This is a genomic window from Kitasatospora sp. LaBMicrA B282 (assembly GCF_050325825.1).
Classification (GTDB): domain Bacteria; phylum Actinomycetota; class Actinomycetes; order Streptomycetales; family Streptomycetaceae; genus Kitasatospora.
In genome coordinates this window covers 15941-37511 of record NZ_JBNQTI010000078.1, presented here as the reverse complement: position 1 = coordinate 37511, position 21571 = coordinate 15941, and the positions used below count along the sequence as shown (strand labels likewise).

Below are 21571 nucleotides of genomic sequence, written 5' to 3'. Positions count from 1 at the left end.
CGGCGGCGGCCGGAGCCGGGGCCGGGGCTGCCGGGGCGGCGGCGGGGGCAGGCGCGGCCGCCGGAGCGGGCGCAGGGGCAGCAACGGTGGTCGGCGTGGGGCCGGCCTGGGTCGCGGCCTGGGTCACTGGGGTCACCTCGGTACCGGGCTTGTAGTCGGCGAAAAAGTCCCACCAGGCTCGGTCGACCGAGTTGGGGTCCTGGAGGTACTGCTGGTAGATCTCGTCGACGAGCCACTCATTGGGGCCGAAGCCAGTGGTGCTTGCCGAGCTGGGGGTTTCAGGGTGTGGCGACACGGCGGCAACCGCCCTCTTCCGCTTCCTTTTGGGATGTTTGGACAGCGGGGATTAAGGCTACGCCCCTGACCAAGCATCGCGCAGTCCCCTAGGGGTCGGCGTCGCCCAGATCACAGTGTGCTGGGCCACATTGGCCGAAAGAGGGCGTTAGAGAACGCCTCGATCGGGGAACCGGCCACTGTTGATCATCCTGCCAAACTATGGCAAATCAGGCAAAACCGCCCCGGATCCAGTCGAGACGACAGATCTTCGGCTGTCGATTACCAGATTGTCCCAGTTCTGTGACAAAGCTGGCCGAGATGGACAGACCGTGGCGTTTTGGTGCCGTGCTCCGTCGCCCGTTCACCCGCCGTTGGCCCGGGATCGGGTCCGTTCTGGGCCGTTTCTGGCCCCGTTCGGGGTCCGCAGCGGCGCGATCGGGGCGCGAGCGGGCCGCCGACGGGTTCCGAGTTCGTCAGGTCTCATCGGGTCCGTCGGGTCCCGTCAGGTCCTGTCGGGACCTGTCGGGTCCCGTCAGGTCCGCCGGGCCGCGGGGCAGCCCGCCGGTCCGGGCAGGGCGACCTGGATCAGGCAGCCGCCGGAGCCGTCGGGCACGTCGGCCACCTCGATCCGCCCGCCGTGCAGGTCCACCGCCCAGCGGGCGATGGCCAGGCCGAGGCCGGTGCCGCCGTCGCTGCCGGGGCCCTGGGCGGTCGCGGTGCCGGCCCGGCTGAACCGGTCGAAGACCCGGGTGCGGTCCTGCGCCGGTATGCCGGGTCCTTGGTCCGCCACTTCCAGCAGCAGCGAGAGCGGGGAGTCGCCGGCCCGGGCCCGGACCGTGACGGTGCCGCCGCGCGGCGAGTGCTTGCAGGCGTTGTCCACCAGGTTGGCGACCACCTGGTGCAGGCGTTCCGGGTCGGCCAGCGCGGTCAGCTGCTCGGGTTCGACGTCGATCCGCAGCTTCAGGTCGTCGCGCCGGCTCCAGGCGCCGCCGGCGGTCGCGCCGTCCACCGTCAGGCCGCGCAGCACGCCGGCCAGGAACGGGGCCACCTCGAACTCGCGGGCGTCCAGCGGCACCACGCCGTCGTCCAGCTTGGACAGGTCCAGCAGGTGCGAGACCAGCCGGCCCAGCCGTTCGGTCTGCTCCAGCGCGGCGCCCAGGGTGGCCTGCTCGGGCGGCACCACGCCGTCCACCATGTTCTCCAGCACCGCCTGCAGCGCCGCGATCGGCGTGCGCAGCTCGTGCGAGACGTTGGCGACCAGCTCGCGCCGGTGCCGGTCGGCCGCCTCCAGGTCGGCGGCCATCTTGTTGAAGGTCACCGCCAGCTCGCCGATCTCGTCGCGGGAACCGGCGGTCACCCGGCGGCTGTAGTCGCCGCCGGCCATCGCCCGGGCCGCCGCGGTCATCTCGCGCAGCGGGGCGGTCAGCGTGTGGGCCAGCAACTGCATGAAGAGCAGCGAGGCGATCATCGAGAAGGCCATGATCACCCGGATCTGGGTCTCCGAGCGGATCGCGATCACCACCAGGCCGGTGGCGACCACCACCGACACGATGACCAGCATGGTCAGCTTGCCCTTGATCGAGCGCGCCGGGTCGAACGGTCGGATCTCGCGCCAGATCCGCGCGGCCAGGCGCCCGGGCCACCGCTGCTGGCGCGGCGCCGGGTCGGGCTCGGTGCGAGCCCGTGGTGAGGTGTTCATCGGTGCTTGGTTTCCCCGTACTCCTGTCCCCCCGTGGCCCCCCCGCCGTCGGGTACGCCCGTCGGGCGCGCCGCTCAGCCCACCGGCGCTTCCAGCGCGTAGCCGACGCCGTGCACGGTGCGGATCCAGGTCGCCCCGATCTTCCGGCGCAGCGCCTTGACGTGGCTGTCCACGGTGCGGGTGCCGGAGGCGTCGGTCCAGTCCCACACCTCGGCCAGCAGCTGCTCGCGGGTGAGCACCGCGCGCGGCTGGGCGGCCAGGCAGGCCAGCAGGTCGAACTCGGTCGGCGTCAGGTGGACGTCGCCGGAGGCGAGCCGGACCCGGCGCTGCACGTGGTCGATCTCCAGTTCGCCGAACCGGAGGCTGCCGAGCGCAGGAGTTCTGGCCGCCTGCTGGGCCCGCTCCACCCGGCGCAGCAGCACGTTGACCCGGGCTGCCAGCTCGCGCATCGAGAAGGGCTTGGTCATGTAGTCGTCGGCGCCCACGCCCAGGCCGACCAGCAGGTCGGTCTCGTCGTCGCGGGCGGTCAGCATCAGGACCGGCACCGGGCGCTGCGCCTGGATCCGGCGGCAGACCTCCAGCCCGTCGAAGCCGGGCAGCATGATGTCGAGCACCACGAGGTCGGGCTGCCAGGTGTGGAAGCCGTCCACCGCGCCGGGCCCGTCGTGGGCCACGGCGACCTTGAAGCCCTCCGCGCCCAGTCGGGCCGCGATCGACTCGGCGATGGTGGGCTCGTCCTCCACCACCAGTACGCGTCGCTGGGCAATCACACCGCTGCTGTTGGTGTCCTGCTGAATCTCTGTCACGGTCACGCCACCGCCCCCAGGGCCTGCGGGCCGCCACCTGTGGGAGTGGCGGGCACCGCTCGTAGTCTTGTTCCGTCGTTCAATTGCGCGTGCTGATCTCGCCCCGGCTCCGCCAAGCGCGGGTTTGCGGACCGCGGCTTCCCGACCGCAGGACCGACATCCATACCTCGCAGCGTACGGACACCCGGCGAGCACCGGCAGGTGGACCGCAGATTTCCGGACCACAGGCCTGTGTGCGCGCCCCGGGGACCCAGCACGGGCCGCTACCTTACCCGTCCATGTCGCCTCACCGTAACGGTGTGTATGCACGAACCAGGGTCGGGTACGTCACCCCGACTCGCGCGGCATTTGGTCCATACCAACTTCTGAACTGCCGTAACGGGGACCGCAACCCGATCCTCAGCCGACTCTCAGAGATTCCCCGTACCGTGGACGAAACCTGCCGGTGATGGCACGGTGTGCACGCGCAGCGAGCGCAACCACCGAGGGACGGAGGCGCCATGGCGGACGCAATGGCCCACTCGCCGACGGACTCCCCGCTGGGCCTGTCCGCGGACTCCTGGCCGCGCCCGGCGGCTGCCGGCGCGCGGTGCGCCGTGACCCCGCTCACCGGCCTGCGCCACGGGCTGCGCTCGGTGCCGCTGCGCTGGGTGCTGGACCGGCTGCCCACCCCGCGGCGCAACCCCTTCGCCTGCGGCTACCTGCTGGTGCTGGCCGGCACCACGGTCTTCGCCCAGGTCGCCAGCCCGGACCTGGTGCACCAGCTGCAGACCATGTCCAGCACCGACGGCCACCACCTGCTGCGCACCCCGCTGCGCTCGCTGCTGATGAGCGGCCTGTGGGTGGCGGGGCCGGTCTGGATGCCCTACCTGTGGGCCTTCGCCTTCACCGTCGCCCCGCTGGAGCGGCGGGTGGGCTCGCTGCGCGCCGCGGGGGTGTTCGCCGCCGGGCACGTGGTCGGCACGCTGCTCTCGCAGGGCGTGGTGGCGGTCGCGGTGGCCACCGGGCAGGTCGGCCCCGGCATCCTGGACGAGCTCGACATCGGCGTCAGCTACGGCGTGCTGGCCTCGCTCGGCGCGGTGGCCGGGCTGCTGCCGCCGCGCGGCCGCTACCTGGCGCTGGGCGGGGCGGTGCTGTTGGTGGCGCACCAGATCGTCGGCGACCAGGACCTGATCACCGCCATCGGCCACCCGACCGCGCTGCTCACCGGCGTGGCGCTGTGGGGCTCGCTGCGCCGGGCCGGACGCCCCGGGCGCGGTTCCGGTGGTGCGGTGTGGCGGGTGGTGCGCCGGGTCGCGCGGCCGGCGTAGCGCCCTCGCGGGATTGATGTCCGATTGTCCGGCAGGCCGTTCCGGCCCGCCGGACAATCGTTTTTCCGGCCCGTGACGGCACCGGGAAGGGCCCTGGGAAGGCCCTCGGAAGACGCCGGAAGGCCCTGACGGCCCGGCACGGACGGTCGTCCGCTGTTCGCTCAGGGCGAACTCGACTGATCGCATCCGGGGAACATCCGGACCCGGCGAAGCCTTAGTCATGTCGACTCAAGTTCGCTGACTGGGGAGAGATCATGGCATCGACGTCCGCTTCGCTCACGCTGCCCGTGCTGCCCCTCGACGACGAGGTCGTGCTGCCCGGCATGGTGGTGCCGCTGGACCTCAAGGACACCGAGGTGCGCGCCGCCGTGGAGGCCGCCCGGGCCGCCGCGCGGTCGTCGGTGAGCGGTGCCGCGGCCGGCGGCAAGCCGCAGGTGCTGCTGGTGCCGCGGCTGGACGGCTCGTACGCGGCGGTGGGCACCCTGGCCACCGTCGAGCAGGTCGGCCGGCTGGCCGACGGGGAGCCGGCCGCGCTGGTCCGGGCGGTCCGCCGGGTGCGGATCGGGGCCGGCACCACCGGCCCGGGCGCCGCGCTCTGGGTGGAGACCACGCCGTTCAAGGAGTCCTCGGTCGGGATGCCGGTGGCCGGTCGGGCGGCCGAGCTGGTGAAGGAGTACAAGGCGGTCTCCACCGAGTGGCTGCGCAAGCGCGGCGCCTGGCAGATCGTCGACCGGGTGGCGGCCATCGAGGGGGTCGGCGAGCTGGCCGACAACGTCGGCTACGCCCCCTTCGCCACCGCCGAGCAGAAGCTCAAGGTGCTGCTGGAGGCCGACCAGGTGGCCCGGCTGGAGTACGCCCTGCAGCTGCTGAAGGACCACCTCGCCGAGGAGGAGGTCAACGACACCATCCGCAAGGACGTCGAGGAGGGCGTCGCCAAGCAGCAGAAGGAGTTCCTGCTCCGCCGGCAGCTGGAGGCGGTGCGCAAGGAGCTGGCCGAGCTGAACGGCGAGGCGGCCGACGAGGAGGGCGACTACCGGGCCCGGGTCGAGGCGGCCGAGCTGCCCGAGAAGGTGCGCGAGGCGGCCCTCAAGGAGGTCGACAAGCTGGAGCGCTCCTCCGACCAGTCGCCCGAGGGCAGCTGGATCCGCACCTGGCTGGACACCGTGCTCGAGCTGCCCTGGAACGAGCGCAGCGAGGACGGCTACGACATCGCCGGCGCCCGCGCGGTGCTGGACGCCGACCACGCCGGCCTGGCCGACGTGAAGGACCGGATCGTCGAGTACCTGGCGGTCCGCAAGCGCCGCGCGGACCAGGGCCTGAGCCTGGTCGGCGGTCGCCGCGGCGGTGCGGTGCTGGCCCTGGTCGGTCCGCCCGGCGTCGGCAAGACCTCGCTCGGCGAGTCGGTGGCCCGGGCGATGGGCCGCAGCTTCGTCCGGGTCGCGCTCGGCGGGGTGCGCGACGAGGCCGAGATCCGCGGCCACCGGCGCACCTACGTCGGTGCGCTGCCCGGCCGGATCGTGCGGGCCATCAAGGAGGCCGGCTCGATGAACCCGGTGGTGCTGCTGGACGAGATCGACAAGGTCGGCTCGGACTACCGCGGCGACCCGGCCGCGGCGCTGCTCGAGGTGCTGGACCCGGCGCAGAACCACACCTTCCGCGACCACTACCTGGAGGTCGAGCTCGACCTGTCCGACGTGGTCTTCCTGGCCACCGCCAACGTGCTGGAGGCCATCCCCGAGCCGCTGCTGGACCGGATGGAGCTGGTCCGGCTGGACGGCTACACCGAGGACGAGAAGGTCGTCATCGCCCGCGACCACCTGCTGCCGCGCCAGCTGCAGCGGGCCGGCCTGGCGGCCGCGGACGTCGCGGTGGACGAGGGCGCCCTGCGCAGGCTGGCGGGGGAGTACACCCGGGAGGCCGGGGTGCGGAACCTGGAGCGGGCGGTGGCCCGGATCCTGCGCAAGGTGGCCGCGCAGAGCGAGCTCGGTCAGCGCGAGCTGCCCACCGCGATCGGCGCGGACGACCTGCGCGGCCTGATCGGCCGCCCGCACCACACCCCCGAGGCGGCCCAGGAGCCGGCCGAGCGGCGCACCGCGGTGCCGGGCGTTGCCACCGGCCTGGCGGTCACCGGGGCGGGCGGCGACGTGCTCTACGTCGAGGCCTCGCTGGCGGACGCCGAGACCGGCTCCACCGGCCTGACCCTCACCGGCCAGCTGGGCGACGTGATGAAGGAGTCCGCCCACATCGCGCTCTCCTACCTGCGCTCGCGCGGCGCCGAACTGGAGCTCCCGGTCACCGGCCTGCGCGACCGCGGCATCCACCTGCACGTCCCCGCGGGCGCCGTCCCCAAGGACGGCCCGAGCGCCGGCGTCACCATGACCACGGCGCTGGCCTCGCTGCTCTCCGGCCGCAAGGTCCGCACCGACGTGGCGATGACCGGCGAGGTCTCGCTCACCGGCCGGGTGCTGCCGATCGGCGGCGTGAAGCAGAAGCTGCTCGCCGCGGACCGGGCCGGCCTCACCACGGTGATCATCCCCAAGCGGAACGAGCCCGACCTGGACGAGGTCCCCGCCGAGGTGCTGGAGCGCCTGACGGTCCACCCGGTCGGCGACGTCCGCGAGGTCCTCGCCCTGGCGCTGGAGCCGGCCGAGGTGCTGGTCGCCGCGGCCTGATCGGCCCCCGCCCGCCCGGCGCCCGACGGCCTTTGCCGCCCCCGGGCGCCGGGCGGCTCGACCGTGGCTCGGGGCGGCCTGGAGGGGGGCGTCGGCGGCGGGCGCCCCCCGGGGCGTCGGGCGACGCCCTTTCAGGGACTCGTGCGACACTGCGCCAATGCCGTCGCGTACACAGAAGCTCCTGGCCAAGGTGCCGGGGCCGCTGCGCCCCTTCGTCGTGCAGCACCGCAGCCTGGTGAAGTTCCTCGTCGTGGGTGGCTCGTGCTTCCTGCTGACGCTGGTGATCAACTACGGGCTCAAGCTCACCGTCTGCCAGAACAAGCCGGTGGTCGCGCTGACCATCGGGACGGCTGTCTCCACGGTCTTCTCCTACATCCTGAACCGGCAGTGGTCCTTCCGGTCCGAGGGCAGCCACAAGGAGGCCCTCCCCTTCTTCGTGGTCAGCGCGATCGCGGTCGGGGTCAACGACGTCCCGCTGTGGATCTCCCGGTACGTCTTCGACCTGCACAAACCGCACGTGAGCAACTTCACCCAGGAGGTCTCGGACTTCCTCAGCGGCATGATCATCGGAACCCTGGTGGCGATGGCCTTCCGCTACTGGGCGATGAAGAAGTTCGTCTTCACCAACACCAGGGCCGACTCCTCGGCGGACGTCGAGTCGCCGGCCCGGGTGCACTGACCGGCCGGTTCGGGCTCGCGGGTTCGGACCGCCGGGTTCGTACCGTCGGGTTCGGGCCGGCGGGTCCACGGGTTCAGGCCGACAGGTTCAGGCCGCCGGCGCCGGCTCCGGCGGGACGGTCGCGGTGCGGCCGCCCCGGGGCCTGGCGATCACCGCGGCCAGCGCGACCACGATCCCCAGCACCGCCCAGGCGGACAGCACCAGCAGCGGCCCGGTGAGCCGGGAGCCGCCGAGGTAGGCGACCGACCGGGTCGCGTCGGTGCCCGCGCCGTTCGGCAGCCAGGCGCCGATCGCCCGCCAGAACGGCGGCAGCAGCGGCGGTGGGAAGACCCCGCCCGCGCTCGGATTGCCGAGCACCACGAAGAGCAGCACCGCGAGCCCGATCCCGACCACGTCGAAGAGGCACTGCAGGGCCATGGTGACGGTGCCGACCGCGAAGACCACCAGGGCGCCCACGCCCCAGAGCGCGACGATGCGCCCCGGCAGCGCGTTCAGGATCGGTCCGGCGATCAGCGCCCCGCCCAGCCCCGCGGCCACCGAGTAGAGCGCCAGCACGCCGATCCGCAGCACCGCGCGCTCCCGGTTGGCCGGGCGCGAACCGGCGCTGATCCCGAGGATCGAGGCGACCAGGTAGCCGCCCACGCACCAGCCCACCACCAGGTAGAAGGCGGACAGCCCGTTGGCGTCCCCGGGGGCCAGCGGGATCACGTCCTGCACCCGTACGGTGCGCCCCTGCTGCTGTTCGGCCGCGGTGACGACGGTCTCGGCCGCGGTGGCCGCCGACTTCCCGCGTGCGGTGGCGACCAGCAGGGTGTCCTGGGTGGACGTCGGGTCGACCACCAGCGCCGCGTAGAGCCGCTGGTCCTTGATCCGGGCGACGGCCGTGGCCTGGTCGGCCACCGGGACGGCGTGCACCGCCTCGCCCGGCACCTGGTTCAGCCCGGCCACCACCTGCTGCTGGGCGGGCGGCGGGGCGACCACGCCGATCGACAGCCGGTGCGGGGTGGGGTGGTGCAGGGCGCCGACGTAGGAGGTGATGAAGCCGAGCTGGAGCAGCAGCACGGCGACGACCAGCAGGGCGGTCCGGCCGGTGACGGCGTCCTTGAGTTCCCGGGTGAATGCCTGCCCGGACATCGGGGGCTCCCTTCGGCGGTGCGACCGGTGGCGGTGGCGCGACCGATGGCGGTTGCGGCGCGGTTGCGGCGTATCCGACTCTTCCTACATCAGCGACATTCCGGACAGCCTTTCCCACACCGGAGCTGGTGGATACTGATCACGCTCCGGCGGGCGGCGCCGGGTGGATGAGTAGCGGGGTGGCGTGACCGAGGAACCGATGGTCGGCGAGTCGATCTTCCGTGCGGTGGAGCGCGAGGTGACGGTGCTGTTCCGGCGCGGTCGGGCCCGCTCGGCCGAGCTGTCCCGGCTGGTGCACCCGCAGCTGGAGGGGCTGGCCTACAGCCTGCTGGCCCACCTCAGCGAGGCCGGCCAGGTCCGGGTGACCGACGTCGGCGTGCACTTCGGGGTCGGCAAGGCGACGGTCAGCCGGCAGATCAAGGCCCTGGAGGAGCTGGGCCTGGTGGAGCGCGAGGCCGATCCGCTGGACGGGCGGGTCTCCCTGGTCTCGCTCACCGAGGACGGCGCGCGGCGCTACCGGCGCGCGCACGAGCTGCGGATCGCCGCGTTCCGCAGCATGCTGGCCGGCTGGGACCCGGGGGACCTGGAGACCTTCGCCGAGCTGCTGGCCCGGTTCAACGAGATGGCGGCCGGCGCGGGCCGGCTGGAGCTGCCGCCGGAGTAGCCGCCCGCGAGCCGCGTCCGAGTGCGGCCGGAGCCTCGACCTAAAAGGTTGCCTGGATCAACCAACTCTGCATATGGTTGCCTGAGGCAACCATTCTCGAGGACTCAGGACCCAGGACTCCCATGACCAGCAGCCAGCCGGCGCCCCGGCACCACCGCCACCAGGCCGGTGACCCCGACCGCCCGATGACGCACCGCGAGATCCTCGAAGCGCTCTCCGGGCTGCTGCTCGGCCTCTTCGTCGCGGTGCTCTCCTCGACCATCGTCTCCAACGCGCTGCCGACCATCCTGAACGACCTGCACGGCGGCGAGTCCGCCTACACCTGGGTGATCACCGCGGCGCTGCTCTCGCTCACCGCCTCCACCCCGATCTGGGGCAAGCTCTCCGACCTGGTGAGCAAGAAGCTGCTGGTGCAGCTGGCGCTGGTGATCTACATCGTCTCGTCCACGCTGGCCGGGCTCGCGCAGAACACCGGCGAGCTGATCGGCTGCCGGGTGCTGCAGGGCCTGGGCGCCGGCGGGGTGGTGGCGCTCGGTCAGATCTGCCTGGCCGCGATGGTGCCGCCGCGCGAGCGCGGCCGGTACAGCGGCTACTTCGGTGCCGTCTTCGCGCTGGCCACCATCGGCGGTCCGCTGATCGGCGGGGTCATCGTGGACACCCACTGGCTGGGCTGGCGCTGGTGCTTCTACGTCGGCATCCCGTTCTCGCTGATCGCGATCGTGGTGCTGCAGCGCACCCTGCACCTGCCGGTGGTCAAGCGGGCGGCGAAGATCGACTACCGCGGCGCGCTGCTGGTCGCCGCCGCGGTCAGCCTGCTGATGGTCTGGGTCACGCTGGCCGGCAAGGACTACCCGTGGCTCTCCTGGCAGACCGTGCTGATGGTGGGTGGCGGGCTGCTGCTGGCGGTGCTCTTCGTGCTGACCGAGCGCCGGGCCGCCGAGCCGCTGATGCCGCTGTCCCTGTTCCGGTTCCGCACCGTCAGCCTGGCCGCGGTGGCCAGTACCTTCGTCGGCATCGGGATGTACGGCGCCACCACCTTCCTCAGCCAGTACTTCCAGCTGGCCAAGGAGAAGATGCCGACCATGGCCGGCATCCTGACGCTGCCGATGATCCTCGGCCTGGCGATCGCCTCCGCCGTCGCCGGGCGGCTGATCACCCGTTACGGCAAGTGGAAGCGCTACCTGGTGGCCGGCACCCTGCTGCTGACCGTCGGCTTCTTCCTGCTCGGCACCGCGCGCTCCGACACCGGGTACGGCGCGCTGTCGATCGGCATGGTCTGCACCGGCGTCGGGCTCGGCCTGACCTCGCAGAACCTGGTGCTCGCGGTGCAGAACACGGTGCCCGCCAAGGAGCTGGGCACGGCCAGCTCGACCGTCACCTTCTTCCGCACCATGGGTGGCGCGATGGGCGTCTCCGCACTCGGCGCGCTGCTCGGCACCAAGGTCACCCACTACCTGACCCAGAACCTGGCCGCGGCGCACGTCCCGCCGGCCGGGGCGAGCGCGCTGGGCGGCGGCGACCTGCCCGACCTGCACGCGCTGCCCGCCCCGGTGGTGCCGCTGGTCACCGACGCCTTCGGGCACGGCGTGGCCACCGTCTTCCTGACCGCCACCCCGTTCGCGGCCCTCGCCCTGCTGGCCGTCCTGTTCATCCGCGAGGTCCCGCTGCGCACCGCACCGGCCGCGGGGCCCGCACCGCAGCCGGCGGCGGCGGACCGGGTCGGCGAGTCGGCCTAGCGGCCCGGCGTTGCGGCGTCCCGGCAGCACGCCGGCACGACGCCACGGCCGCACGGCAACGGCGAAGGCCGCGAGGAACCCGGGTTCCTCGCGGCCTTCGCCGTTGCCGTGCTGCGCCGGGCCTCAGCCCGCGATCAGGCTGAGCCCGTAGCCGACCGCCGCGACGCAGGCGGCGAAGCAGACCCCGGCGCCGGTCAGGGCGACGGTGCCGCGGCCGTTGCCGGCCTCCACCGCGGCCTCGCGGCGGCCCAGGGCGAGCACGCCGAGGGCGAAGGTGGCGACCACCGCGACGGTGACCACGAAGCTGACGGCGGCGGTGTCGCCCAGGGCGCTCCAGTTGATGTGCATGACCGGTTCCCTCTCAGGCCGCGACGGTGGTGCTGGACGGGGTGGTGGCCGGCGTGCCGGGCACGGGCACCGGGGTGACGTCGGTGAGCTCCGCCGCGTCGTTGACGTTCTGTGCGGTCACCGGCTCGCGGCGGGAGATCAGCCACATCGCGCCCGCCCCGGCCACCAGGACCGCGCCGACCAGGACCACGCCCCAGGTGCCCCGGTCCGCCACGAACGCGGCGGCACCGGCCACCACGCCGGCGGCGGGCAGGGTCAGGCCCCAGGCGTAGACCATCCGACGGGCGGTGCTCCAGCGCACCTCGCCCTGCGGACCGCCCAGGCCGGCGCCCATGATGCCGCCGGTGACCACCTGGGTGGTGGACAGGCCGTAGCCCATGTGCGAGGAGGCGAGGATCACCGCGGTGGTCGCGCTCTCGGCGGCGAAGCCCTGCGGCGCCCGGACGTCGGTCAGACCCTTGCCCATGCTGCGGATGATCCGCCAGCCGCCCATGTAGGTGCCGAGCGCCATGGCCAGACCGGCGCTGACGATCACCCAGGTGGGCGGCAGCGCGTGCTTGGGCAGCGCGCCGGCCGAGATCAGGGTCAGGGTGATGATGCCCATGGTCTTCTGGCCGTCGCTGGTGCCGTGGGAGAGCGAGACCAGCGAGGAGGAGAAGATCTGGCCGATCTTGAAGCCCTTGGTGGTGGTCTTCTCGTGGCCTCGCCTGGTGATCAGGTAGGCGGCCTTGGTGGCGCCCCAGGCGGCCAGGCCGGCCACGATCGGGGAGGCGACGGCCGGCAGCAGGATCTTGGTGACCACGGTGGAGAAGTTCACGCCGTCGACGCCGACCCCGACCAGGGTGGCGCCGATCAGGCCGCCGTACAGCGCGTGCGAGGAGCTGGACGGCAGACCGCGCAGCCAGGTCAGCAGGTTCCACAGGATGGCGCCGACCAGCGCGGCGAAGATCACGGCGGGGTGGATGCCCGCCTTCTCGTTGACGATGCCGCCCGAGATGGTGCCGGCGACCTTCACGGAGAGGAAGGCCCCGGCGAAGTTCAGCAGGGCGGCGATGGTGACGGCCACCTTGGGCCGCAGGGCGCCGGTGGCGATGGAGGTGGCCATCGCGTTGGCGGTGTCGTGGAAGCCGTTCGTGAAATCGAAGGCCAGTGCGGTGACGATGACCACCGCGACCAGGAACGTGATCTGTTCCATTACCAAACAATCGTCGTAGGAGGAGGACTGTCGTGTTCTTCAGCTGCGCTCAGGCGCGACCGTAGGGAGGTCGAGTGAACGGGAGGTTAACTGGGGCGGACGTCGCGGATCCGTGTATGGCTGGATTCTTTCGTGCAACAGTCTTTCAGGTGTCCTGGCCTGGTCTTATGCGAACTACGTCCGGCTTGTCGCCGGATGCGTGAGATCTGTGTCACGGCACCGCCGGAGCTGAGAATTCATCAGATCGCCCGGGGCGCCCTGCCGGATCCGGCAGTCGGCGTGGCAGGATCGGCCAGGGCCCACCGACAGTGACCGGACGGGGGCCCTGAGGTCACCGGGCGACGGGAGGCGGGCCGATGCGGGCCACGCGGCGCGAACAGCTGATGGGGACGCAGCCGTGGCGCCGGGCCGCGCTGCGCTGCGGTGCGGTGCTGGCGCTGGCGGCGCTCGCGCTGCCGTTCGGCGTGCAGAGCGCCTTCGCCGCCCCGGTACCCGTGCCCGTCGCGTCGCCGTCCCCCGGCACCCCCGGCACCCCCGGCGATCCGGCGGCCGACCAGCTGGCCGCCGCCGAGGCCACCCTGGGCCCGCTGCTCGACCGGATCCACCTGCTCTACCAGAACGCCGAGGCGGCCACCGAGCAGTTCACCGCCACCAGCCAGCAGCTGACCACCCAGCAGGCCACCGTGGCCTCGGTCAATGCCAAGCTCGACGCCCAGCAGAAGGCGGTCGACCAGGGCCTCGACGTGGCCGCCGAACTGGCCTCCGAGCAGTACCGCAACGGCGACCTCTCCGGCTTCGGCGAACTGCTGCTCACCAACGACCCCTACCAGGCCGCCCACCTGGCCGAGCTGCTCAATGCCGCGGGCCGCTCCCAGGTCGCCTTCGTCGACCAGCTGAAGAGCGACCAGGCCGCGCTGCAGACGCTGCAGAAGCAGTCCACCGACGCGGTCAACGCCACCCAGCTGCTGCTCACCCAGCAGGACCGGAACAAGGCCGAGATCGCCCGCCAGCTGGCCACCGTCGAGCAGGCGGTCTCCTCGCTCACCGGCGCCCAGCAGGGCGAGCTGGAGCTGCTGGAGCAGAACCAGATCGACCAGGCCCAGCTGGCCTTCCTGGCCACCGGGGTGCTCGGCCAGGGCGAGCGCACCCCCTCGGCCGCCGGCCGGCAGGCCGTGGCCTTCGCGATGGCGCAGCTCGGCAAGCCCTACGAGTGGGGTGCGATCGGGCCGGACACCTTCGACTGCTCCGGCCTCACCTCCCAGGCCTGGCTGCACGCCGGCGTCGAGATCCCGCGCACCAGCCAGGAGCAGTGGGCCGAGCTGCCGCACGTCCCGCTGAACCAGCTGCGCCCGGGGGACCTGGTCCTCTACTACGCCAGCGCCGAGCACGTGGCGATGTACATCGGCGGCGGGCTGGTGGTGCAGGCGCCGCACACCGGCGCGGTGGTCCGGGTGTCGCCGATCGGCATGGCGCCGGTCCTCGGTGCGGTCCGGCCCGATCCGCAGGGTGCCGCGGACGACAAGGGCGGCGCCTGGCAGGTGCCGGCCACCCTGCAGCAGGCGGAGACCGTCACCCCGATCGCCCCCCAGCTGGCGGCCGTCCCCGGCCTGCCCAAGGTGGCGCCGCTGCCCCCGCAGCAGCCGGTGCAGCCGATCGTGCCGGCGGCGCCGCCGGTGACCGCCCCGCCGCTGCCCTCGGCCACGCCGACCGCACCGCCCAAGCCCTCCTCGGGGCCCGGGCCCTCGCCCACGCCGTCGAGCGGCGGCAGCAGCAGCGGCACGCCCAGCGCCTCGCCCTCCGGGACCGCGCCGGCCCAGCCCTCGCCGTCCGGCTCGCCGTCGGCCACGGTCGGCGGCACGCCCGACGCCTCGCCCTCCGGCACGGCGCCGTCCGTCACCGCCTCGCTGAGCCCCTCGGGCACCCCGTCCCCGTGAGCCGGCGGCGGGCCGGCCTCAGGCCCCGGTGTCGGCCGCGAAGCGGATCACCACGGCCTTGGAGGTCGGCGTGTTGCTGATCTCGGCCGTCGAGTCCAGCGGCACCAGCACGTTGGTCTCCGGGTAGTACGCCGCCGCCCCGCCCCGGGCGACCGGGTAGTGCACCACCTTGAAGTGCGGTGCGCGCCGCTCCACCCCGTCGTGCCACTCGCCGACCAGGTCCACGTAGCCGCCCTCGGTCAGCCCCAGCTCGGCCGCGTCCAGCGGGTTGACCAGGACCACCCGGCGCCCGCCGGTGATGCCCCGGTAACGGTCGTCCAGGCCGTAGATCGTGGTGTTGTACTGGTCGTGCGAGCGCAGCGTCTGGAGCAGCAGGCGCCCGGCGGGGACCTGGGGCGCGGTCATCGCGTTGACCGTGAAGTTGGCCTTGCCGGTGGTGGTGGGGAAGCTGCGGCTGTCCCGCGGGCCGTGCGGCAGCGCGAAGCCGCCGGGCGCCCGGACCCTGGTGTTGAAGTCGGCGAAGCCCGGCACCACCTTGGCGATCCGGTCCCGGACGGCGTCGTAGGACTCGGCGAACTCCTCCCACGGGGTCGGGTCGGCGGGGCCGAGCGCGGCCCGGGCCAGCCGGCAGACGATCGCGGTCTCGGAGAGCAGGCCGGGCGCGGGCGGACGCAGTCGGCCCTGCGAGGAGTGCACCATGCCCATCGAGTCCTCGACGGTGACGAACTGGTCGCCGGCCGCGGTGCGGTCGCGGTCGGTGCGGCCCAGGGTGGGCAGGATCAGCGCCCGGGCGCCGGTGACCACGTGCGAGCGGTTGAGCTTGGTGGAGACGTGCACGGTCAGCCGGCAGCGGCGCATCGCGGCCTCGGTGACCAGGGTGTCCGGGGTGGCGGCGACGAAGTTGCCGCCCATCGCGAAGAAGACGCCGACCCGCCCGTCGCGCATCGCCTTGATGGTCTCCACCGAGTCGAGGCCGTGGTGGCGCGGCGGCTCGAAGTCGAACTCCCGGGCCAGTGCGTCCAGGAACGCGGCGGCCGGCCGCTCGAAGATGCCCATGGTGCGGTCGCCCTGCACGTTGCTGTGCCCGCGCACCGGGCAGACGCCGGCCCCCGGCCGCCCGACGTTGCCGCGCAGCAGCAGGAAGTTGACCACCTCGCGGATGGTCGGCACCGAGTGCTTGTGCTGGGTCAGGCCCATCGCCCAGCAGACGATCACCTTGCGGGAGGCCAGCACCAGCTCGGCCAGCCGCTCGATCTGCTCCCAGGGCAGCCCGGTGGCGGCCAGCACCTGCTCGCGGTCGGTGCTCTTCGCCTCGGCGGCGAACTCCTCGAAGCCGTGGCAGTGCTCGGCGATGAACTCGCGGTCGATCCCGTCCTCGGCGGCCAGCAGCAGCTGGTTGAGCGCGCGGAACAGCGCCAGGTCGCCGCCGAGCCGGATCTGCAGGAACAGGTCGGTCAGCTTGGTGCCGCCGCCGACCAGGCCGCGCGCGTGCTGCGGGTTCTTGAACCGCTCCAGGCCGGCCTCCGGCAGCGGGTTGACGCTGACGACGGTGGCGCCGGCCCGCTTGGCCCGCTCCAGCGCGGAGAGCATCCGGGGGTGGTTGGTGCCCGGGTTCTGCCCGGCCACGATGATCAGGTCGGCCTGGTAGAGGTCCTTCAGGCTGACGCTGCCCTTGCCCACCCCGAGGGTCTCCACCAGCGCCGAGCCGGAGGACTCGTGGCACATGTTGGAGCAGTCGGGCAGGTTGTTGGTGCCCAGCTTGCGGGCGAACAGCTGGTAGGCGAAGGCGGCCTCGTTGCTGGTCCGGCCGGAGGTGTAGAAGGCGGCGCCGTCCGGGGAGTCGAGGGCGGCCAGCTCCTCGGCGATGATCGCGAAGGCCCGGTCCCAGCTCACCGGCGTGTAGTGGTCGGCCCCCGGCTCCAGCAGCATCGGCTCGGTCAGTCGGCCCTGCTGGCCGAGCCAGTAGCCGGACCGCTCGGCCAGCTCGGAGACCGGGTTGGCGGCGAAGAACGCGCGGGTGATCCGGCGCTCGGTGGCCTCCTCGGCCACCGCCTTGGCGCCGTTCTCGCAGAACTCGGCGGTGTGCGGCTTGTCCGGCTCCGGCCAGGCACAACCGGGGCAGTCGAAGCCGCCGTGCTGGTTGACCTTGGTCAGGGTGGCCAGGGTCCGGCCGGGGCTCATCTGCTCGTGGGCCATCTTCAGGCTCTGGGTCACGGCCTTGAGTCCGGCGGCCGCGTGCTGCGGCGCGCCCACCGAGGGGGCGTCCTGTACCGGGTCGCTCTGCGGGGCCTGCTTGGCCATCGTTGCCCACCTCCAGCTGGGATCGGGACCACGCCGTCGTCAGTCCCGCCCCCATCTTTCCACCAGGTCGGGGGCCCTCGGCAGGGCGAAGAGGAGGCTGTGGACAACCGTGCGACGACCCGCCGTCGCCGGTGGCACCTGAACCGGCATCAGCCCGCCCGGGGCAGCGGTGGGCCGATAGGCTGATCGCCATGTCAGATCTGCGTCCGGCGCCGCCGCTGGAGAGCCGCTACCAGTTGCTGCGCGAGCTGGGCCGCTCGGTCACCGGCGTCCGCTGGGAGGCGCTGGACCGCACCGACGGCCACCGGGTCTTCGTGCACCAGCTCCCGCAGCAGCAGGTGCTGCCGCCGGGCGGCGCCGAGCGCTTCCTGGCCGAGGGCGAGCAGGCCGGGCGGCTCGGTCACCAGCACCTGGTGGCCGTGGAGGAGCGCGCCGACCGGGCCCTGGTGCTGGAGCTGCTCAGCGGCCGCAGCCTGGCCGCGGTGATCGCCGCCGGTCCCGCGGACCTCGGCCTGGTGCTGATCTGGGCCCAGCAGGCCTGCCTCGCCCTCAAGGCCGCGCACGGGGCCGGCCTGGTGCACTGGGCGGTCAAGCCGAGCCGGTTCTTCCTCACCGACCAGGGCCGGATCAAGCTGGGCGGCTTCGGCCGGGCCCACCTGGCGCCGGCCACCGAGACCGGCAACGCCCCCTACCTGGCGCCCGAGCAGTGGCGGCAGGCCCCGGCCGACGGGCGCGCCGACCTCTACGCGCTGGGCTGCGTGCTGTTCGAGCTGTGCGCCGGGCGACCGCCCTACCTCGGCAGCTCGGCGGGCGAGTTGATGCACCGGCACCTGAACGACGCGGTGCCCTACCCGGGCCTGTTCCGCGGCTACCTGCCGGCCGGGCTGGACCAGGTGGTGCTCGCGCTGCTCGCCAAGGACCCGGCGGCCCGGCCGGCCGACGCCGCCGAGGCCGCGGCCCGGCTCGGCGAGGTGGCGGCCGGCTACCACGGGCCGCTGGGCACACCGGTCGCCGCGCCGGTGCCCGCCGCAGCGCCGCCGATGCCCGCCGCACCGCCGGTGGTTCCGCCGGTGCCCCCGCAGCCCCCGCAGCCCCCGCAGTCCGGGCCGCCCGCGCCGGCGAACCCGTTCGCACCACCGTCGACGCCTACAGCCTTCGCGCCGCCGTCGGCGGCCGGGCTGCCCGGGGCGGCCGGGCCGGTCGAGGCCTGGTCCGAGGAGCGGATCCGCGAGCAGGTGGACCAGGCCTGGGCGATCGGCGAGGCCGGGCGGAGCGGCGAGGCGGTCCAGTGGCTGACCGGTCTGGTGGTGCAGTCGGCCGCCGCGCTCGGCCCGGCCCACCCGCAGACCCTGCAGGTCTGCTACGACCTGGCGATCTGGCGCGGGATGGCCGACGACCTGGCCGGCGCGGCGGGCCTGCTCGCGGAGCTGGTGCCGCTGATGATCGCCGCCCTGGGCCCGGGGCACGAGGACGTGGCCCGGGCGACCCGGGACCTCTGGTCCTACCAGCGCGACCTGGAGCGCCGCCGCAACCGCGCCCCGGCGCGGCCCGGCGAGCTGGCGATGCTGCTCGGCCGGCCGCCCGGCTACTGACGCCCGCGCGGCCACCGGCGTCGCGCGGCCACTCGAAGGGGGAGCGGGATGGAGCAGGGGCAACTGCTGGGGGACCGTTACCTGCTGGGCGAGGAGCTCGGCCGGGGCGGCTTCGGGGTGGTCTGGGAGGCGTACGACCAGCGGGTCGGGCGGCAGGTCGCGGTGAAGGCGCTGCGCTACCGCGGCGACCGCGCGGCCCTGACCGACCAGGCCAGGTTCTGGCGCGAGATGCAGGTGCTGGCCCGGCTGCCGCACCCCAACGTGGTGCTGATCCTCGACCAGGGCCAGGCCGTCGACGGCCCGGACAGCTGCGACTACCTGGTGATGGAGCGCCTTGCCGGGCCGACCCTCAAGCAGGTGCTGGAGGAGGGCCGCACCCCGCTGCCCCGGGCGCTCGACTGGGCCCGGCAGCTGTGCGCCGCGCTGGCCGCCGCGCACGCCGCCGAGGTGGTCCACCGCGACATCAAGCCGGAGAACGTCATGTTCGCCGCTGCCGACCGGCAGCTGCTCAAGGTGCTGGACTTCGGCATCGCCCAGATCGGTGACAACAGGGACGGGCTGACCACCGACGGCGCGGTGATCGGCAGCGCGGCCTACCTGGCCCCCGAGCGCTGGCACGGCGAGCCGGGCAGTGCGCGCAGCGACCTCTACGCCCTGGGCTGCGTGCTCTGGGAGCTCTTCACCGGCGAGCGCCCGTTCACCGCCGAGGGCACCGTCGGGCTGATGCTCGGGCACGTGAAGCAGCCGCTGCCGCACCCGGGCGCGCTGCCCGCGGAGCTGGCCGAGCTGCTGGCGGCGCTGCTCGCCAAGGAGCCGGACGACCGCCCGGCCGACGCGGCCGAGGTGGGCCGGCGGCTGGAGCGGGTCGCCGAGGGAGTGCGCGACCTGCGCCGGCAGGCGGACGCGGCCTTCGAGGCGGGGGCGGTGGGGGCGCTGGCTCCGCTGGTGGCCCGGTTCGCGCAGGCCTACGGTCCGCGGGACGGCCGCACGCTGCGCGCCTGCCACGACGTCGCGGTGCTGCTGGAGCGGACGGGGGAGCGTGACCGGGCGTACGGCCTGCTGGTCGAGCTGCTGCCGCACGCCGTCGATGCGCTGGGTACCGACCACCCGGACGTGGCCGACCTCCGGCGTCGGCTGGACCGCACGCCGGCCCCCGCGCGGCCGGCCGGACCCGGGCAGCTCGCGCGGCTGCTCGCCGGTGTCAACCGTGCGGGTGGCTGATTCGGGCGGTCCGGCGGTTGGAGGAATTGATAGGAAGTGGCCGACGGCCACCCCCTGGCCCCCTTCTACAAAATGTTGATATACCTCGGACGCATAGGCGAAGCGGGTGTGCGGCCCGCTCGCGCAGATGCGACACCACAGGTGGTGATGGGCAGATGAAGCTCCTCCGTGTTGGCCTCCCGGGTGCCGAGCGTCCGGTCGTGCTCGGTCCGGACGGCACCGCGTACGACCTCTCGGGGCGCACCCCCGACCTGGACGGAGCCTTCCTGGCCGGCCTCGACGTGACCGAGCTGTCCGGCGCGGTCGCCCGCGGCGAACTGCCGGAACTGGACATCACCGGGCAGCGGATCGGTGCCCCGGTGACCCGGCCCGGCAAGGTGGTCTGCGTCGGCCTGAACTACCGCGACCACGCGGCCGAGGCCGGTGCGGCGATCCCGGCCGAGCCGGTGCTCTTCCTGAAGGCCAGCAACACCGTGGTCGGCCCGGACGACGAGGTGCTGGTCCCGCGCGGCGCGACCAAGACCGACTACGAGATCGAGCTGGCCGCGGTGATCGGCCGCACCGCGCGCTACCTGGAGACCGACGAGGAGGCGGCCGCGGTGATCGCCGGCTACACCATCTCCAACGACGTCACCGAGCGCGCCTTCCAGCTGGAGCGCGGCGGCCAGTGGGACAAGGGCAAGTGCTGCGAGACCTTCAACCCGCTCGGCCCCTACCTGGTCACCCCGGACGAGCTCGGCGACCCGCAGGCCCTGGAGCTCAAGCTCTGGGTCAACGGCGAGCTGCGGCAGGACGGGCACACCGCGGAGATGATCTTCCCGGTGCACCAGGTGATCCGCTACATCAGCCAGTTCATGGTGCTGGAGCCCGGTGACGTGGTCACCACCGGCACCCCGGCCGGCGTCACCATGGGCCGCCCGGGCACCCCGTTCCTGCAGCCCGGCGACGTGATGGAGCTCGAGGTCGCGGGCCTCGGGCGGCAGCGGCAGGTGCTCGGCAAGGCCTGACCGGCCCACCTCGACCCCCGTCCGGTGGCCTGCCTGCGGCCGCGCCCCGGGCGGGTGGCGGGCGGGCCGCCGCCGTCGGCCGACCGCGGCCCGCCCACCCTCCTCGCGCTCAGCCGCCCACCCGCAGTGCCCCCAGCCGGCGCAGCAGGGCGGCGGCGCGGCCGTCCGGCGCCTCCAGCGCCAGCAGCCCCGCCAGCACCTCGGCGGCCTGCGGGTCGTGCGCGGCGGTGGCGGCGCACATCGCCACGAACTCGTCCACCAGCCAGTCGCGCAGCTGGGCGGGCGGGATCTGTCGGCCCTCGTCCAGCCAGCTGAGCGAGGAGGCCTCGACCACCGAGATCCACGAGCGCACCAGCAGGGTGAGCCGCGGCCCCGGCTCGGTCATGCCCATGTACCGCAGGGTGCGGCGCAGCGCGGCCCGGCGCACCTTGTCCACGATCGCGCTGGTCCGCGCGGTCTCCACCACCGAGCCGCCGCGCAGCAGGGCGCCGTAGCCGGCGTCGTGCTCGGCGACGAAGGAGAAGTAGCCGTCCAGCACGGCGCCGAGCTGCTCGGTCGGGGTGCCCCGCGGCGGCACCGCGAACCGGCTGATCAGCTCCTCGGCGGCGCTGCTCAGGGCGGCCTCGTAGAGCTGCTGCTTGCCGCCGGCGAAGTAGCGGTAGACCAGCGGGCGGGAGGCGCCGGAGGCCTCGGCCACGTCGTCCAGGCTCACCTCGTCCGGCGGACGGCTGCTGAACAGCTCCAGCGCCACCGCGATCAGCTGCTCGCGGCGCTGCTGCACCGGCAGCCGCCGGTAGCCGGCCCGGCGCGGCCGCTCGCCGCTCCCACCGCCGCCGACCGGGGCGGCAGCAGTGGCCGGGCGGGCGGCGGGCGAGGAGGTGGGCGCGGCCGGCTCGGTGGCGTTCATGGCGGTCAGCGTAGTGCGCAACCAGCCCGGCGGAACCCCGCGCGCGGGGCCGGATCACGGCGCGGAACCCCGGAGCACGCTGCGGAACCT

Annotated in this window: 17 protein-coding genes; 9 read left to right on the top strand and 8 right to left on the bottom strand. The window is 73.6% G+C overall.

Annotation, left to right across the window (positions count from 1 at the left end):
• The 3 genes from ACQRUO_RS21810 to ACQRUO_RS21800 all read right to left on the bottom strand — a co-directional run.
• Nucleotides 1-295: 2-oxoglutarate dehydrogenase E1 subunit family protein (locus ACQRUO_RS21810; protein WP_428317689.1), on the bottom strand; the 295-nt coding region annotated here is incomplete at its 3' end.
• A gap of 513 nt (nt 296-808) precedes the next feature.
• Complete coding sequence (locus ACQRUO_RS21805; protein ID WP_428317688.1) at nt 809-1975, bottom strand: sensor histidine kinase; 1167 nt, start codon at nt 1973-1975, stop codon at nt 809-811.
• A gap of 74 nt (nt 1976-2049) precedes the next feature.
• Entirely contained in the window at nt 2050-2781 is a 732-nt protein-coding gene (locus ACQRUO_RS21800; protein WP_428317687.1) for a response regulator transcription factor, read from the bottom strand.
• A 500-nt stretch (nt 2782-3281) separates the two neighbouring features.
• On the opposite strand from ACQRUO_RS21800, the gene ACQRUO_RS21795 reads away from it, so the two are divergent.
• The 3 genes from ACQRUO_RS21795 to ACQRUO_RS21785 all read left to right on the top strand — a co-directional run bounded on the left by ACQRUO_RS21795 (nt 3282) and on the right by ACQRUO_RS21785 (nt 7442).
• Entirely contained in the window at nt 3282-4091 is an 810-nt protein-coding gene (locus tag ACQRUO_RS21795) for a rhomboid-like protein (protein WP_428317686.1), read from the top strand.
• A gap of 254 nt (nt 4092-4345) precedes the next feature.
• Nucleotides 4346-6763, top strand: coding sequence for an endopeptidase La (gene lon, locus ACQRUO_RS21790; protein ID WP_428317685.1), 2418 nt, complete (start codon nt 4346-4348; stop codon nt 6761-6763).
• A gap of 157 nt (nt 6764-6920) precedes the next feature.
• The gene (locus ACQRUO_RS21785; RefSeq protein WP_428317684.1) at nt 6921-7442 is read left to right on the top strand and encodes a GtrA family protein; all 522 of its coding nucleotides are present in this window, start codon (nt 6921-6923) and stop codon (nt 7440-7442) included.
• Nucleotides 7443-7529: 87 nt separating this feature from the next.
• Here the strand turns inward: ACQRUO_RS21785 and ACQRUO_RS21780 are convergent, their stop codons facing one another.
• On the bottom strand, nt 7530-8576 hold the full coding sequence (locus tag ACQRUO_RS21780) for a DUF3533 domain-containing protein (RefSeq protein WP_428317683.1): 1047 nt from the start codon (nt 8574-8576) through the stop codon (nt 7530-7532).
• A 184-nt stretch (nt 8577-8760) separates the two neighbouring features.
• Here ACQRUO_RS21780 and ACQRUO_RS21775 point away from each other — a divergent pair, with 184 nt between their 5' ends.
• The gene (locus ACQRUO_RS21775) at nt 8761-9240 is read left to right on the top strand and encodes a MarR family winged helix-turn-helix transcriptional regulator (RefSeq protein WP_428317682.1); all 480 of its coding nucleotides are present in this window, start codon (nt 8761-8763) and stop codon (nt 9238-9240) included.
• Between the two features lie 122 nt (nt 9241-9362).
• The gene (locus ACQRUO_RS21770) at nt 9363-10976 is read left to right on the top strand and encodes an MDR family MFS transporter (protein ID WP_428317681.1); all 1614 of its coding nucleotides are present in this window, start codon (nt 9363-9365) and stop codon (nt 10974-10976) included.
• A gap of 123 nt (nt 10977-11099) precedes the next feature.
• Here ACQRUO_RS21770 and ACQRUO_RS21765 read toward each other — a convergent pair whose 3' ends face one another.
• The gene (locus ACQRUO_RS21765; RefSeq protein WP_428317680.1) at nt 11100-11324 is read right to left on the bottom strand and encodes a hypothetical protein; all 225 of its coding nucleotides are present in this window, start codon (nt 11322-11324) and stop codon (nt 11100-11102) included.
• 13 nt (nt 11325-11337) lie between these two features.
• Nucleotides 11338-12519 (bottom strand): anion permease, encoded by a 1182-nt coding sequence (locus ACQRUO_RS21760; protein ID WP_428317679.1) that lies wholly within the window; start codon nt 12517-12519, stop codon nt 11338-11340.
• Nucleotides 12520-12875: 356 nt separating this feature from the next.
• On the opposite strand from ACQRUO_RS21760, the gene ACQRUO_RS21755 reads away from it, so the two are divergent.
• A complete protein-coding gene (locus ACQRUO_RS21755; protein WP_428317678.1) occupies nt 12876-14453 on the top strand; it encodes an NlpC/P60 family protein in 1578 nt (525 codons plus the stop codon).
• A gap of 18 nt (nt 14454-14471) precedes the next feature.
• Here ACQRUO_RS21755 and ACQRUO_RS21750 read toward each other — a convergent pair whose 3' ends face one another.
• Complete coding sequence (locus ACQRUO_RS21750) at nt 14472-16754, bottom strand: FdhF/YdeP family oxidoreductase (RefSeq protein WP_428317677.1); 2283 nt, start codon at nt 16752-16754, stop codon at nt 14472-14474.
• A gap of 191 nt (nt 16755-16945) precedes the next feature.
• Here ACQRUO_RS21750 and ACQRUO_RS21745 point away from each other — a divergent pair, with 191 nt between their 5' ends.
• From ACQRUO_RS21745 to ACQRUO_RS21735, 3 genes are all read left to right on the top strand, one after another.
• On the top strand, nt 16946-18346 hold the full coding sequence (locus tag ACQRUO_RS21745) for a serine/threonine-protein kinase (protein WP_428317676.1): 1401 nt from the start codon (nt 16946-16948) through the stop codon (nt 18344-18346).
• Between the two features lie 48 nt (nt 18347-18394).
• A complete protein-coding gene (locus ACQRUO_RS21740; protein WP_428317675.1) occupies nt 18395-19567 on the top strand; it encodes a protein kinase domain-containing protein in 1173 nt (390 codons plus the stop codon).
• Between the two features lie 155 nt (nt 19568-19722).
• Nucleotides 19723-20574, top strand: coding sequence for a fumarylacetoacetate hydrolase family protein (locus ACQRUO_RS21735; RefSeq protein ID WP_428317674.1), 852 nt, complete (start codon nt 19723-19725; stop codon nt 20572-20574).
• Nucleotides 20575-20683: 109 nt separating this feature from the next.
• Here ACQRUO_RS21735 and ACQRUO_RS21730 read toward each other — a convergent pair whose 3' ends face one another.
• Nucleotides 20684-21481 (bottom strand): TetR/AcrR family transcriptional regulator, encoded by a 798-nt coding sequence (locus ACQRUO_RS21730; RefSeq protein WP_428317673.1) that lies wholly within the window; start codon nt 21479-21481, stop codon nt 20684-20686.
• Nucleotides 21482-21571: the final 90 nt, after the last annotated feature.